Annotated in this window: 7 protein-coding genes; 1 reads left to right on the forward strand and 6 read right to left on the reverse strand. The window is 57.2% G+C overall.

From position 1 onward, the window contains the following. The gene (locus AC2FIO_RS13485; RefSeq protein WP_496698232.1) at positions 1-3,117 is read left to right on the forward strand and encodes an efflux RND transporter permease subunit; all 3,117 of its coding nucleotides are present in this window, start codon (positions 1-3) and stop codon (positions 3,115-3,117) included. A 947-nt stretch (positions 3,118-4,064) separates the two neighbouring features. On the opposite strand, the gene AC2FIO_RS13490 is transcribed toward AC2FIO_RS13485, so the two are convergent. From AC2FIO_RS13490 to nirB, 6 genes are all read right to left on the reverse strand, one after another. Continuing rightward, positions 4,065-5,450: an aldehyde dehydrogenase family protein gene (locus AC2FIO_RS13490; protein ID WP_496698234.1), complete on the reverse strand. Its 1,386-nt coding sequence runs from the start codon at positions 5,448-5,450 to the stop codon at positions 4,065-4,067. Further along, the gene (locus tag AC2FIO_RS13495; RefSeq protein WP_496698236.1) at positions 5,447-7,120 is read right to left on the reverse strand and encodes an acetolactate synthase large subunit; all 1,674 of its coding nucleotides are present in this window, start codon (positions 7,118-7,120) and stop codon (positions 5,447-5,449) included. The genes AC2FIO_RS13490 and AC2FIO_RS13495 overlap by 4 nt, the downstream gene beginning before the upstream one ends. Positions 7,121-7,207: 87 nt before the next feature. Beyond that, positions 7,208-8,716, reverse strand: coding sequence for an FMN-binding glutamate synthase family protein (locus AC2FIO_RS13500; RefSeq protein ID WP_496698595.1), 1,509 nt, complete (start codon positions 8,714-8,716; stop codon positions 7,208-7,210). A 1,165-nt stretch (positions 8,717-9,881) separates the two neighbouring features. Further along, on the reverse strand, positions 9,882-12,542 hold the full coding sequence (locus tag AC2FIO_RS13505; RefSeq protein ID WP_282171119.1) for a nitrate reductase: 2,661 nt from the start codon (positions 12,540-12,542) through the stop codon (positions 9,882-9,884). Next, positions 12,542-12,874, reverse strand: a complete 333-nt coding sequence (gene nirD / locus AC2FIO_RS13510; protein WP_282120617.1) for a nitrite reductase small subunit NirD — start codon at positions 12,872-12,874, stop codon at positions 12,542-12,544. Before nirD ends, AC2FIO_RS13505 begins: the two co-directional genes overlap by 1 nt. After that, entirely contained in the window at positions 12,871-15,306 is a 2,436-nt protein-coding gene (gene nirB / locus AC2FIO_RS13515; protein WP_496698239.1) for a nitrite reductase large subunit NirB, read from the reverse strand. The genes nirD and nirB overlap by 4 nt, the downstream gene beginning before the upstream one ends. Between the last annotated feature and the right edge of the window lie 2 nt (positions 15,307-15,308).

The following is a 15,308-nucleotide window of genomic DNA, read 5'->3' on the forward strand; positions in this document are numbered from 1 at the left end:
ATGATCGCCTGGTTCGTCCGTCACCCCGTTGCGTCCAACCTTCTGATGGCGTTGATTTGCATCCTGGGTCTCGCAACCGTCAGCAATATCGAACGCGAGACCTTTCCCGACACCACCGCCTCCACCGTTCTGGTCTCTATCTCCTATCCCGGCGCCTCGGCCGTCGATGTGGACGAGGATATCTGTACCCGGCTGGAGGATGCGATTTCCGGTACTGACGGATTAGAGGAACTTTATTGTCTCTCCATCGACGGACGTGCCTCAGCCACGGCCGAGCTGGAGACCGGCGGCGATATCATCCAGTTCTACAACGACGTCTCCTCGGCCGTCTCCGGCGTGGACGACTTCCCCGATGATGCTGAGACACCCTCAATCGAGCGAGGTGGGCGCACCGAGATGATCGCACAGATCGGCATCTCTGGGATCGACGGCAAGCAAGGACTGCTGGAATATGCCGACGAGCTGGCCAGCACGCTCCAGGGTGTGGACGGTGTGACCGAAGCTACCGTGTCGGGGCTGACCGATCGAGAGCTGCGCGTAACTTTCGACGACGAGGACCTGCGCCGCTACGGGCTGTCGAGCCAAGACGTGGTCGATGCGATCAACGCCCGCTCGCTCCAGCAGCCGCTGGGTGAGGTCGAAACCACTGAGAAGAGCCTCGTGCTGCGTTATTCGGACGTGCGTCGCTCGGTTGCAGATCTCGAAGACCTGATCGTATTGCAGAACCAGAACGGTGGCATCGTCCGGCTCAAGGATCTCGCAACCGCACGGATCGTCGACAGCGACGAGAACACGCAAAGCTACATCAACGGTGCGCAGGCGGTGACCATCCAGATCATGAAGGCGTCGGAAGGTGATTCCATCCGTATTTTCGAACGTGTCGAGGCGATTCTGGAGGCGGAGCGCGCAGCTTGGCCGAAGCCATTCGAAATTACCGTCATCAACAACAGGACTGAGATCGTTGAGGAACGCCTTTCCCTCATTGTCAGCAATATCGTGATGGGCTTGGCGCTGGTTTTTGCGGTGATGTGGATGTTCTTCACACTCAAAGAGGCGCTCTGGATCTCGGCCGCACTGCCGGTTTCCTTCCTCGGCGGGCTGTTTCTGATGAGCGCTCTGGGCGTCACCATCAATATTTTCACGCTCATCGCGCTCCTGCTGGCGGTTGGGCTGATCATGGACGATTCAATCGTCATCGCCGAGAATATCGACAAGTGGCGCCGGCGCGTCGGCGGCAAGGAAGCTGCCTGGCGCGGCACGCAGGAGATCTTGCCAGGCGTGTTGTCCTCTTTCCTGACCACGGCCTGCGTCTTCGGCCCGCTGATGTTCATCGACGGCGACTTTGGACAGGTGCTCAAATACATCCCGATGGTGCTGCTGATGACGCTGGCATTGTCCTTGCTGGAAGGCTTCCTGATCTTGCCGCATCACCTGAGTCATATCGGGAAGGGGGCGCCCGCCGAGTACAAGGATCGACCAGCTGCGCGGGTGCTGGAGCGGTTCAAGGAGGGTGTTGTCATTCCCACCGCCGCAGCGCTGGCGCGGGCCCGCTACCTGACCGTCGGCAGCGTTCTAGGCGCGCTCGTCCTCTCGATCGGGTTGGTCGCGTCCGGTCAGGTCAAGGTGGTTGGCTTTCCAGAGGTGGAGGGCGACACGATCGAAGCAAAGATTGCGCTGACCTCGGGGATCGCCCGCCATCGCACCCTGGCCAATGTCGAGCAGATTCTCGAGGGCCTCGAACGGGTGGATGCGCAATTCAGCCCTGAAACTGAGGGCGGCGCGCCGCTGGTCGAACGTGTCCTTGTCAGCTACGGCTCTAACTCGAGCGTTAACGACAATGGCTCGAACACCGCGACGGTGACCGTCGACCTGTTGGAAGCTGGGAAGCGCAATGTGAGTGCCGACGAGGTCCTGCAGGTCTGGCGCGCGGAATCCGGCACGCTTCCAGACCTTCACCAGATAAGCTTTGCCCAGAACGAGGCAGGGCCGGGGGGCAATGACATTGATATCGACGTCTCGGGAAGCGATCTAGGGGAGATCGAGGTGGCCGCATCCGAAGTCCTGTCACGGCTCTTGGAGCGGATTGACGTCAAAGAGGCCTATTCCGATTTCTATGGTGGCCGTCAAGAAGTGAAGCTAACGCTGAACGAATACGGTTATACCGTCGGGCTGACACCGCAATCGCTCTCGGCGCAGCTCCGCCAGGCCTTTCAAGGCTCGGAGACCGACACGTTCCACACCGGAGCCTCGAGCGTGAACGTGCAGGTGCAGCTGGGAGACACAGTCGCGAACTTCACCGAGCTGGAACAATTCCCGATCATCGTCGGCGGCGGCAAACAGACCGCCCTGATCTCGGTGGCCGCTATGGAACTCGCTGCCTCCTACCCGACGATCACACGTAAGGATGGGCGGGTCGTCGCCAATATCATCGGCCAGATCGACCGCAAGGCCACCACCTCCACAGCCATTTCGGCCTTCGTGCTGAACGATGTCGCGCCGGAACTGGAGCGGCAATACCCCGGCATTTCGATCTCAATTGGCGGAGCCACCGAAGAACAACAGAAGTCGCAATCTTCGGTCGCCACGAAGCTGCTATTGGGGCTTGTCGGCGTGTATATGGTACTCGCCTTCCAATTCCGCAGCTACACGCTGCCGCTGGTGGTGATGCTGTCGATCCCCTTTGCGCTGATCGGCACGATCCTTGGCCACTGGGCAATGGGGTTGAGTCTGTCGATGCCCAGTCTGATCGGCTTTGCCTCGCTTGCGGGGATTGTAGTCAACAACGCCATCCTTTTCCTGACTTTCTTCCAAACCCACCTGCAAGGAGACGACCACGTTGCCGCAGCACTGGATGCCGTCCGTGCCCGCTTCCGGCCGATCATCTTGTCGACCGGGACGACGGTGGCCGGGCTTCTTCCCTTGATCTCCAACACCTCGGTCCATGTGCAAACCACAGTGCCCCTCGTTGTCTCGGTGGCAGCTGGTCTAACGGCCTCGATGATTCTGGTGACACTGGTGCTGCCATCTCTGCTCAGTATCTATTTCGACATTTTCTCGGTGCAGAGATGGGTTGGAAAGTTCGATGACGCGGAGGGAGGAGACATCCCGGTGCAGTAAGGATTGCCGTCGGAGGCCTGAAGTATAAGCAAAAACTTGCGACAAACCTCGGCTTTGCAGAAAGCCTACTGCATTTGGCCAGGTTGGACTGGTCAGTACCCGATTTTATGCATCTTGTGTCGTCGACAAAGGCCGCTAAGTGTAGAGCTGCCTACCGTGATAACAGCGACCCGTTGAGCCTTTGTTTTCGACAGCACGGGTATCAAGACAGAGGGTAAAGCTGAATAGTTTGCTCGCAAGCATGGACGCCCTATGCGGTGATTTGGCGCAAGATACACACCGGCATTGATAAGGAAACGCTGGAAGCGCGCCATTGAAGTCACCACCAGAAATGTCGCTGACGCTCGCTGTTACCTGAGTTAACTGCCCGGACCCCGGTTGATCAGGACAACGGTTTAGTGACCGCATACGGTGCTTGCGACAAGCAAATGCCGTGACGCGATGGCCACGAGTGGCGCACATGCCGTCATTCTCCCGCACAGGAATGCCAATCTTTGAAGTCCACAAACATAGATGCCTTCGCCCGAAACGAGGCGGTCACTGCCTCGCGATACCTATGCCGCGCCATATGGCGGACCTGGATCGGATATCACCGCCAAAGCCACGTTGAGACCAAGATGCATTGGATGAGACTGCTAGGCCTTCCTCTCGGTAGATTGTTCCGCAACCGCCTGCTGGGCAGGGGCTGGCGTAGGACTCGCTTGACAGGATGCCTAAATCCAGGCCCAAGTCTCCGTCCTAAACCGCTACTCTAGGCATAACCGTCACAGAGCCCATGGGATAAGTCCGTCCGGTGGAAAGGAACCTACGAACAGAACCTGATTTGTCCAACAAAGCCATTGCGAGACTGAGAGATGACCGCCGTCACCATACTTTTTTGATAAACCGCATGATTGAGAAGCATGATCGCATTTAGATCGAGCTTTAGATTCTAGTCCAACGGAGCCTCATAGCTTGATCACCGCCATCTTGTCCTGCGTCATGTCGTGCATAGTATAGCCGATCCCACCTGTGTTGTAGCCTGACTGTCGGCGGCCCGCGAAGGGCATCCAATCGACCCGGAACGCAGTGTGATCGTTGACTATAACCGCTGTGGCATCCAGGCGCTGAATGGCTTGCATCGCCGTGTCCAAGTTTTTGGTAAAGACCGCAGCCTGAAAGGCAAATGGCAAGTTATTCGCGGCCCTGTAGGCATCCTCCGGTGCGTCATAGCCATAGACACAGACAACCGGCCCAAAAACTTCCGCCGTTGAGACTCGGGCATCAGAAGACGGATTCAGCAGGACAGTCGGGGCATAGGTTGTCGGGCCAAGTCGTTTTCCACCGGTCAGCAGCGTCGCACCGCCTTGAACCGCCTCGTCCACCCATTGTTCGACGCGGTCAACTTCGGTCGGGCGAATAAGGGGGCCGCAATCGACATTGGGGTCGGTGGCGTCCCCAACCGTCAGTGCCGCCGCCGCATCCGCTAGTTTTTGAGCGATCTCTACGGCTGATCCGGTCGGTGCAAAAACCCGCTGAACCGAAACACAGACCTGTCCGGAATGATAAAATCCCCCCTTGGTTAGGGATGGGATCATCGCATCAATGTCGGCGGTGTCATCCACAATTACAGGCGCAACCCCGCCATGTTCCAACGCACAACGTGTGCCGGGTGCCAGTTTGGAACGTAACATCCAACCCACCCGCGCCGAGCCAATGAACGAGAAAAAGCCGACGCGGGGATCGGTAATCAATGTCTCGGCCACATCATTTTGGCAGGGGGCAAAGCAACACCATTCGGCGGGCAGACCGGCCTGATGCAAGATATCCACAAAGGCCTGACAGGACATGGGTGTATCCAAAGCGGGTTTGACGATCACCGGGCATCCGGTGGCCACTGCCGGGGCAACCTGATGCACAATCAGGTTGAGCGGGTGGTTGAACGCGCTTGCCGCAACCACGACACCAATCGGTTCGCGCTGCGTAAACGCGACACGTCCTGCCCCGGCCTCGGTCAGGTCCATCGGGATTTCGCGCCCTGTCATCTGTCCAATCTCATGAATGCACAGCTCGACCCCGTCGATGGCGCGCTTGACCTCGACACGGGCATCGACAAGGGGTTTGCCGCCTTCATTGGCGATCAGAAACGCCAGTTCTTCGGCCCGGTCAGACATCAGCCGCGCGGTTTCTTTCAGAATTTCGATCCGCTGATAGGCGGGCAGCCAACCATCACGATTGCGGTGAAGATCCTGCGCGGTGCTTAACATGGGCTCGATCTCAGCCCACGAACGGGTTTCGACGCTGCCGATCGACTGCAGGCTGTATGGGTTTACGACATCTACGATACCGCTCATATCAAGCACACCTTGGCGGCCAGCTCGTCAATCAATACCCGTTGGTTTTCGCTGTAATCCACCGGCAGGTCGACCAGATGTACACCGCCAGCGGCAAATGCGGCCTCAAAGGTTGGAACCAGATCTTCGGTGCGTTCAATTCGGTGGCCAGTTGCGCCATAGCTGTTGGCATATTGCACAAAATCGGGATTGTTGAATTCCAGCCCCCAATCATCAAACCCGGCATGTGACTGCTTCCACCGGATCATGCCGTATGAACTGTCATTGAGCACCGTGACCACAAGGTTCAGACCTAGCCGGACTGCGGTTTCAATCTCCTGGCTGTTCATCATGAACCCGCCATCGCCGCAAATCGCCATGACCCGGCGTTCGGGATAGAGTTTGGCGGCCATCATGGCTGAGGGCAGCCCCGCCCCCATCGTGGCCAACGCGTTATCCAGCAACACTGTGTTGGGCTGATACGCCAGATAATTACGCGCATACCAGATCTTGTAGATACCATTGTCCAACGCGATGATGTCGCAATCGCCCATAACCTTGCGCGTATCCGCAACAAAGCGCTGCGGGATCACCGGGAATCGTGGATCATCTGCCCCCGCCGAGGTGTGCAGGTCGGTTTCCCGTTTGACGCGCTCAAAATAGGCGCGATCAAAATCCAACGGCCCGCCCAGCTTTTCGCCCAGCCGCGCAATCGATTGTGCCAGATCCCCGACCACCTCGACCTGAGGGAAATAGACCTGATCGACCTGTGCGGCCTTGTAGTTCACGTGGATCACCTTGGTGCCGCCTTCCTCCATGAAAAAGGGCGGCTTTTCGACTACGTCATGGCCCACATTGATGATCAGATCGGCTCGGTCGATGGCGCAGTGCAGGTAATCTCCGTCCGACAACGCAGCCGTGCCAAGGAATAGATCAGAGCGTTCGTCCACCACGCCCTTACCCATTTGTGTGTTGAAGAACGGAATCTGCGTGTCTTTCACAAACTGGCTGAGGGCACTGCGCGCGTGTTTGCGATTGGCCCCAGCTCCCAACAGCAGCAGCGGCATCTTCGCCGCCCGGATCAGATCTGCGGCTTCGTTGAGGACCGTGTCACCGGCCACGGCATAGTGGCGCGGATGTGGTTTCAGCACAGGTTCGTCGGTTTCCTCGGCTGCGATATCCTCGGGAAGTTCCAGCAGCACCGCGCCGGGGCGTTCCTCTTGAGCGATGCGAAACGCCTCGCGGATCAGGGACGGGATGGTGTTGCCGTGCACGATCTGCTTGGACATCTTGCAGATTGGTGCGAACAGGCCCACCACATCGATGATCTGAAACTGACCCTGTTTGGATTTCTTGATCGGTTTTTGACCGGTGATCATGATCAGCGGCATACCGCCCAGATGTGCATAGGCCGCCGGTGTGGCAAAGTTTGTGGCCCCGGGCCCCAGCGTTGCCATGCAGACCCCGGCCTTGCCCGTCAGGCGTCCATAGGTGGCTGCCATGAAGGCCGCGCCCTGTTCGTGACGCGTTAGCACCAGCTCAATCTTTGAGGTTCTGAGCGATTCCAGAACGTCCAGATTTTCTTCGCCCGGAACTGCAAAGATGTATTCAACACCCTCGGCCTCAAGCGCGGCGACCAACAGGTCCGAGGCTTTGGTTGGGATTGTTGCGATAGGTGTTGAAGGTGACATGTGATCTCCTGATGTTTGCGGGGTCAACGCGAATGGCCGCCCCGCAGGCAGCCGGGGCTGCCGTGTCCTTTGATTATACAGATAAGTTTATTCAGCTGCCTGCATTTGTTGTGGTTTCGGGTAAAGGTCATCCATCGATGCCGAGCGTCCGTTGTCCAGAACGATGCGCGCATGATATCGTTTCAGCAGACGCGGTTCGGCCACACCGCAACTGTGAGCGATGATCCCAATCTCTTTTTTCATGTTCTTAGCATAGCTGGCGACACGTTCCGCCTTGCTGACGGGATCAAGCCCGAATTGCAGTTTTGGATTGTGGGTCGTGATGCCCGTGGGACATGTATTCTTGTTGCACTGCAGGGCCTGAATGCAGCCTAGCGCGAACATGAATCCCCGCGCTGAGTTCACAAAATCAGCACCTGCGCAAAAGGCCCATGCCACTTCGGACGGGTTGATCATCTTGCCGCTGGCGCAGACCATCACTCGATCTTTCAGCCCGTACTTCCTGAGCATATCCACCGTCAGCGGCAGGCTTTCACGCAGAGGCATGCCCATATTGTCGATCAGGCTCATCGGGGCAGCGCCCGTGCCGCCATCAGAGCTGTCGATGGTAACGAAATCTGGTGCACTTTCTGGACCGCGCTTGAGAATTTCCTGGCACAGGCTTTCGAAGAATCCGTAAGCGCCGATAACCGCTTTGAAGCCGACCGGCTTGCCGCTCACTTCGCGCACATAGCTTATCATGTCCAACAGATCGCCCACGCTGTTGATTTCGGGGTGTCGGTTAGGGCTGATGGCATCCTGACCGACCTTCAGACCGCGAATGGCAGCAATGTCCTCGGTGACCTTGGCGCCGGGCAGAATACCGCCCTTGCCGGGCTTGGCGCCCTGACTCAACTTGATCTCAAACATCTTTATGGCGTCATGGGCCGCAACTGCGCGCAGCTTGTCTTCGTCAAAACCGCCTTCCGGTTTGCGTACGCCAAACTTGCCGGTCCCGATCTGGAAAACGATATCCGCGCCGCTTTCCAAGTGATAGGGCGACAGGCCACCCTCGCCAGTGTTGATCCAGATTCCCGCCGCTTTTGCACCCGATGACAACGCCCGCACGGCCGGAACCGAGATTGCCCCATAGCTCATGCCGGAAATGTTAAAGACGGAATCGGTAGTATATGGGTGTTGCGCAAATGGTCCGATGGTCACGGCTGACGGCTCTTGCGCGTCCTGTTCCAGCGTTGGAAACGGGCAATTCACAAAATAAACCGTCCCGGTAGGGCGCAAATCACGGGTCGAGCCAAAGGCCACGGTGGAATCCACGTTTTTGGCGGCACGGTATACCCAGGACCGTTCGGCCCGATTGAACGGCATCTCTTCTCGGTCCTGTGCAAAGAAATACTGACGAAGGAACTCGCCCATGTGCTCAAAGAAATAGCGGAACCGTGCGACCACCGGATAGTTGCGACGCAAAGTGCTTTCGGTTTGGGTCTTGTCACGGAAATAAATCACCACGATCCAAAGCACGGCGAGACCGATGGCAAAGATGAAAGCATAAGAGAGGACTTGCAATAGGGTCAGGATCACACTGGATAGCTGTGACATCATTTATGCCTCCGAATTTTGTTCTTGGTTGAGGGTCGATCGATGGATTTTTCATCTGGCTGGATCGTTGATGATCCGTCAGGGGTGCATGGTTAGAAGTTAGATCGCGACAGAAGTGCGCCTAGTCCAATCACAAACGGTCAATTTTTGGTCATACACTCATAATTCAAGTGTTCCGTAGCAGACCCTGAAGTGTAGAGGCGACCGCTGGCTTCGATGTGCCACTGTGGGTTTGTAAACAATCCAATTTGGAGGCGTCGATTGAACAGATTAGCATGATTGGCTTGAACCTTACGAAGATTGTGTTTCAGGTTCATGGTTGGGTCAGAAATGCTTGACGTTTGGGTCAGAATTGAATGACGCGATTCACTGATTTATTGAGGTTTTGACAGTCGATTGAGTCAAAGGTCAGTGACGTTCCACATTTCCTGTTGAACGTCACACGAACCTGACCCAACCGTCATAGTTGGACCAGAAACTAGGTGAACGTTCGACATCCGAAGGCGCCCCCCAACGTTGGACATCAGTTGAATTTGACCTTTGCGTCATCAACTAACACACCGTTCCCATTTTATGCTCCCGCACGCAGTTTGATTTGTTCTGACTTCCCTTTCGGAAAATCAGATCTGATTTGTAGGTCAGACAGCGAAGCTGCCTGTTCCTGCTAATCTGCCACGTGGCGAACGCGGGAGGGGTCAAGGCAACGCTATTCGACAGGGGTGGTGCGGCCCGCAGGCACAGCCGAGGATACGGCCCTGTCTAATAGGGTTACCCGAGGGGGAGGGCAGCGCCCTCACCCTGACGGCCAAGGGCGTTTGGCTTGTCCAAATCCCGCTGGCCCGCGAAAGGAAAGCGGCGTGAAGGGTGATAGCTACTATTGGCGATCATTAAATTACCTAATAGCGAAAGTGACATTCGGCCCTAACCTGCCGTTCGGTTGCGGTCGCCTTAGCCGTTGTGCGGCGCGTCAGAGGAGACATTCGCCGCAAACGCGAAACTGGGACGCGAGTGTTGGTCTGGAGCACGGGCGAAGCCATCGTCTGACCAAGTTGTTCGAACCGGTTAGGAAGGCCCAATTTGATCTGTTCTATAGATGAATGGAACCTGCGCTGGCTTTGAAAACCAATCATAGCGGACCGCAGTACCGTTCAAAGGAACCTTGAATCTACGCGGATTGTTCTTGCCGGCAGTTCTTCTGTTTGTTGCGGATTGATTTCGAATGCTCGGTGAGCAAGTCTGCCAACTCTGGCCGGCAAGACCCGCAATTCGTTCCAGCCTGAAGGGTATCTCCGATATCGTCCACACTGATCATATGTTGGTCATGAATGGCACGGATGATGGTTTTTAGCCCGACTTCGAAACAGGAACAGACAATTGGTCCGCAATCTTCTGAAGACGCAGAGGAACGGCCAGACAAAATCTGCTGAGGCGTCACCTTGGGAAAGCTTGCCAAATAGTCTCGCATCAATGTGATAGGTTGGCGCGAGACGAAGAGCGCTGCCAATACGCGCTGCCCGTCTGTCAGCGCTATTCTGTACGAGCCCCTCTTTGGATCTTCTACTACGGTGGCCTCGGCATCCGGTAGCCCAAACCATTCGCGGGCAGTGCTTTCCCAATTGTCTATGATCTGCATGCCTGCAAACTCCATCCTGTAGCCGGTGGGTGTTTTGGCAGTTGCCCAGTACTCTGAACCAGGGGTCGCCGCGTCAACTGAAACGGCAAAGCCGTACCACGCGGCATGCATACGCCGTACAGATACCGCAGTTGACTTACTTTCCGGCTGTCCTGAGATCGGATCAGTGACACTTGGAACAAGTACATCCACACAGGCTGATGGGGCCGTTTCACCCGTCCAGTGAATTGGCGCAAACACTTGACCTGGTGCCACAGACTCCGTGATGCGAAGCCGAAATATACCGCTTCCAACTGAGCTGTTGAGTTCAACCAAATCTGCGGCACTAAGGCCCAATCGATCAACGTCGTTGGGGTTAACGTCAACATAAGGCTCGGCAAGATGGGCAGACAGGCGCGGCGACAACCCGGACCTTGTCATGGTGTGCCACTGGTCCCTGTTTCGTCCCGTGTTCAAAAGAAACGGAAATTGTTCAGAAGTCGTCGCCTTAGGTGGACGATGGGTAACAGGCACAAAACGTGCTTTGCCATCAGGATGGAAAAACTGCCCATCGCCGAAAAAACGGCCATCTGATTTACGAGATGTCGTCGGCCACCGTGTTGCGCTCAGCGCTTCATAGTCTTCGTCATCAAGGTCCGAAAAATTTGTAATATCCAGATCCTTGCCAAATGATACAGCGAGCGAAGTCATCTTAGCGTATTCTCGAAAAACCTGTGCTGGGGTTTTATAGCTGAATGCTTCTGTCCAGCCCATGCGGCGGCCCACTTCGGCCAAAATATCCCAATCCGCGCGCGCTTGTCCCGGAGGCGCCAAAACGGCGCGTTGTCTGCTGATCGTGCGGTCTGAATTGGTCACTGTACCGCTTTTTTCGCCCCAACCCGCTGCTGGCAGCAATATGTCTGCGACACGCGCGGTATCTGTTCTGGCGGTCAGGTCGCTGACAACTGTGAATGGACAGCTTTCGATGGCCGCCTTCACGCGGTCTGCATCTGGCATAGTGGCCGCGGGATTGGTGTGGATGACCCACAGTGCTTTGATCTGGCCGCTTTCGACAGCGCGAAACAAGTCAACCGCTTTGAGCCCCTGCTTCTGTGGCATGTTGGGTGCTTTCCAGAACTTCCGGACGGCTGAATTGTGGGCTTTGTTTTCGATATCCAAATGACAGGCGAGCATGTTGGCCAAGCCGCCCACCTCTCGACCACCCATGGCGTTTGGCTGACCGGTGACTGAAAACGGACCCATCCCCGGGCGACCGATCCGTCCGGTGGCCAAATGGCAGTTCAGTATCGCGTTGACCTTGTCGGTTCCGCTAGAAGACTGGTTCACACCCTGACTAAAGATCGTCACAACGCGCTCGGTACCGATCCATAGATCGCAGAAAGCTTCAATCTCACCAGGGCGCAGCCCCGTCTCATCAGGATCGTCAAGCTGTGCCAGCTCGACGGCCTCATTGAACCCAACGCTGCGATCCAGAAATTCCGCAGACACATGCCCGGTTTGGTGAATTCTGGCCAACAATCGGTTGAACAATGCGACGTCGCTGCCCGGTTGAAGCGCCAGATGGAGATCGGCTTGATCGCAGCTTGCTGTTCGACGTGGATCAATAACCACAATCTTCGTTCCGCGCGCCTGACGCGCAGCTATGACCCGTTGATAGAGCACAGGATGGCACCAAGCGAGGTTCGAGCCGACCAGCACAACCAGGTCAGCCTGATCCAGATCCTCATAGGTTCCAGGCACCGTATCTGTGCCGAAAGCGCGTTTGTGCCCTGCCACTGTAGATGCCATACAAAGCCGAGAGTTGGTGTCGATATTCGCCGAGCCCATAAAGCCTTTCATCAGTTTGTTGGCGACATAGTAATCCTCGGTCAGCAACTGCCCCGAGACGTAAAAAGCGACGCTGTCCGGCCCGTGTTCAGTTATCGCGGCAGAGAACCGGTCTGCAATCAGTTGCAACGCGTTATCCCAGCTGGTGTCCTGACCAAAGGCGCGAGGAGCCAGTAACCGGTGTTCCAACCCCACGGTTTCACCCAAAGCCAACCCTTTCGAGCACAAACGACCATGGTTCGCTGGATGATCCGGGTCGCCCCGGACAGTCAGCCCTCCAACTCCATCTGGTCGCAGAAGCACGCCGCAGCCAACGCCGCAATACGCGCAGGTCGAGCGAACTTCGGGCAGACCACTTCCGTCCATCAGGCCGCGCTCCGCCGGGAAACCGCGCTGTCGTCCAATAGGATACGACCGTCTTCAAGACGCACCGGATAGGTGGTGATGCTGCCATCATCCGCGCCTTTAGCTTCGCCCGTGTTCAGGTCAAAGACCCAGTTGTGTAGCGGACAGGTGACTGACTGGCCGTGGACGATGCCCTCGGACAATGGGCCGCCCTTATGCGGACAGTTGTTGGTCGCGGCGAATACTTCCGCCTCGGCAGTGCGGAAGACGGCGATACAGCCGATATGGGTTTTCACCAGACGCGCTCCGCGCACCGGCACCTCATCAATATGTCCGATGTCGATCCAGCTCATTCCGCGGCCTCCAATGTAAAATCTGCAATCGGCGCGTAGGTCTGCGCTTTTTCTTTGACGTGTTCGGCCCACGGGTCTTTGCGGTAGATGCTTTGCGACAGTTCGAACCGGGCGACCAAAGCAGCGCGGTTTTCAAGATCGTCCACGACCTGAGCTTTGACCCAGTCCATGCCAACCTTGCCCAACCATTTGTACAAGCGGTCCAGATACTTGCCGCCTTCGCGATAGGCTTGGGTGACGGCCATCACGACCTCGATTGCTTCGTCCTCGGTGGAGACTTGGCAGAGCAACTCGGTCTCTTTTACGTCCATGCCTGCGGCACCGCCGATGCTGATCTGATAGCCCGAATCCACGCAGACCACGCCGATATCCTTGCACGTCGCCTCGGCGCAGTTGCGCGGGCAGCCTGACACGGCAAGCTTCAGCTTGTGCGGCGTCCACGCCCCCCACAGGGTCTTCTCCAGCTTGATCCCCAGGCCTGTACTGTCCTGCGTGCCAAACCGGCAATGATCCGTGCCGACGCAGGTTTTGACCGTGCGCAGACCCTTGGAATAGGCATGGCCCGAGACCAGACCAGCCTTGTTCAGATCCGACCAGATCGCAGGCAGGTCCACACCCTTTACGCCCAGAAGGTCGATGCGCTGACCGCCCGTGACTTTGACGGTTGGCACGTCGTACTTATCGGCAGCATTGGCAATGGCGCGCAGCTCTTCCGGTGTCGTGATCCCTCCCCACATTCGGGGCACGACACTGAATGTGCCGTCTTTCTGAATGTTGGCGTGTTTGCGTTCATTGACGAAGCGGCTTTGCGGGTCGTCTTGGTATTCCAGCGGCCAATCCGCCAGTAGATAATAGTTAATCGCCGGGCGGCAAACATGGCAGCCGTTGGGCGTGGTCCAGCTGAGTTCCTGCCAGACAGCGGCCTGGCTTTTCAGTTCCTGCCCCTTGATCAGACGACGTACATCCTCATGCGTCAGGTCGGTGCAACCGCAGATCGGTTGCGCGGTTGGCATTTGGAAGTCGTCACCCAGCGTCACCTGCAACACCTGTTCCACCAGTCCAGTACAGGTGCCGCAGGAAGCACTCGCCTTGGTGCCTGCACGTACCGCGCCCAGATCGTCGGCACCTGCGTTGATCGCCTCGACAATCTCGCCTTTGCATACGCCGTTGCAGCCGCAAATCTCCGCCTCAGGCGGCAATGCTGCAACGGCTGAGAGAGGGTCCGCGGTGTCGCCCCCCTGATAGGCCGGGCCGAAGATCAGCGTCTCACGCATCTCGTCGATGCTGGTGCCGTCCTTGATCAACCCGAAGAACCAGCTACCATCGGCGGTGTCGCCATACATGACAGCACCAACCAGACGATCTTCTTCGATCACAAGGCGTTTGTAGACCCCGCGCGACGGGTCCCGGAACACGATATCCTCGCGCCCCGGCCCATCCGCGAAATCACCCGCACTGAACAGATCGCAGCCGGTGACTTTCAGCTTGGTCGAGAGGGTTTTCTGCGCGAATGCAGCGTCTTTCGCCAGCAACGACTGCGCCGCCACCTTCGCCTGATCGTAGAGCGGTGCAACTAGCCCGAATACCTCTCCGTCATGTTCGACGCATTCGCCCACGGCGTAGACATCCGGGTCCGACGTCAGCATCTGGTCATCCACATGAATGCCGCGCCCGGTGGCCAGACCGGCCTCTTGTGCCAGAGCCGTGTTGGGGCGGATGCCGACGGCCATGACGAGCAGATCACAGGGCAGCTCGGTCCCGTCGTCCAGAAGCAGCGCGCGAACCTTTCCGTCCTGCCCCAGAATTTCCTTGGAGTTCGCCTGCAGGCAGATCTTGATGCCTTTGTCTTCCAGCGACTTCTTCAGCAGGTAGCCTGCGGCTTCGTCCAGTTGACGCTCCATCAGGTGGCCCATTATGTGGACAACGGTGACGTCAACACCATGCGCGACCATCCCTGCAGCGGCCTCGAGCCCCAGCAAACCACCGCCAATTACGACGACCTTGTTTTCCGGACTCATGCCCATCATCTGCTGCGTGTCTTCCAAATCGCGATAGGCGATCACACCATCCAGATCATGCCCCGGCAAAGGGATGATGAACGGGTTCGACCCGGTCGCGACGACCAGCTTGTCGTATGGTACATGTCCGTTCTCGCCCTCGACCACCTTCATCTCTCGGTCGATCTTGGCCACCTTCTCTCCAAAGCGGCAGGAGATGCCCCGCTCGGCATACCAAGTGTCGTCATGGGTGACGATCTCTTCATAGGTCTTCTCACCCGACAGAACCGGGCTGAGCATGATGCGGTTGTAGTTCCCGCGCGGCTCAGCGTTGAACAGGGTGATTTCGAACGCATCCGGTGCGGCGTCGGTCAGGTGTTCCAGCACCCGACCCGAGGCCATGCCTGCGCCTATAACAACTAGTCTTTGCTTCATGA

This window comes from Ruegeria sp. CDSB086, from assembly GCF_059611065.1.

What these genes read in the sequence shown, in the direction of transcription:
- AC2FIO_RS13500 (WP_496698595.1), bottom strand. Translation starts at nt 8,716, where the DNA reads ATGTCACAGCTATCCAGTGTGATCCTGACCCTATTGCAAGTCCTCTCT.
- AC2FIO_RS13505 (WP_282171119.1), bottom strand. Translation starts at nt 12,542, where the DNA reads ATGGACGGAAGTGGTCTGCCCGAAGTTCGCTCGACCTGCGCGTATTGC.
- AC2FIO_RS13490 (WP_496698234.1), bottom strand. Translation starts at nt 5,450, where the DNA reads ATGAGCGGTATCGTAGATGTCGTAAACCCATACAGCCTGCAGTCGATC.
- AC2FIO_RS13485 (WP_496698232.1), top strand. Translation starts at nt 1, where the DNA reads ATGATCGCCTGGTTCGTCCGTCACCCCGTTGCGTCCAACCTTCTGATG.
- AC2FIO_RS13495 (WP_496698236.1), bottom strand. Translation starts at nt 7,120, where the DNA reads ATGTCACCTTCAACACCTATCGCAACAATCCCAACCAAAGCCTCGGAC.
- nirB (WP_496698239.1), bottom strand. Translation starts at nt 15,306, where the DNA reads ATGAAGCAAAGACTAGTTGTTATAGGCGCAGGCATGGCCTCGGGTCGG.
- nirD (WP_282120617.1), bottom strand. Translation starts at nt 12,874, where the DNA reads ATGAGCTGGATCGACATCGGACATATTGATGAGGTGCCGGTGCGCGGA.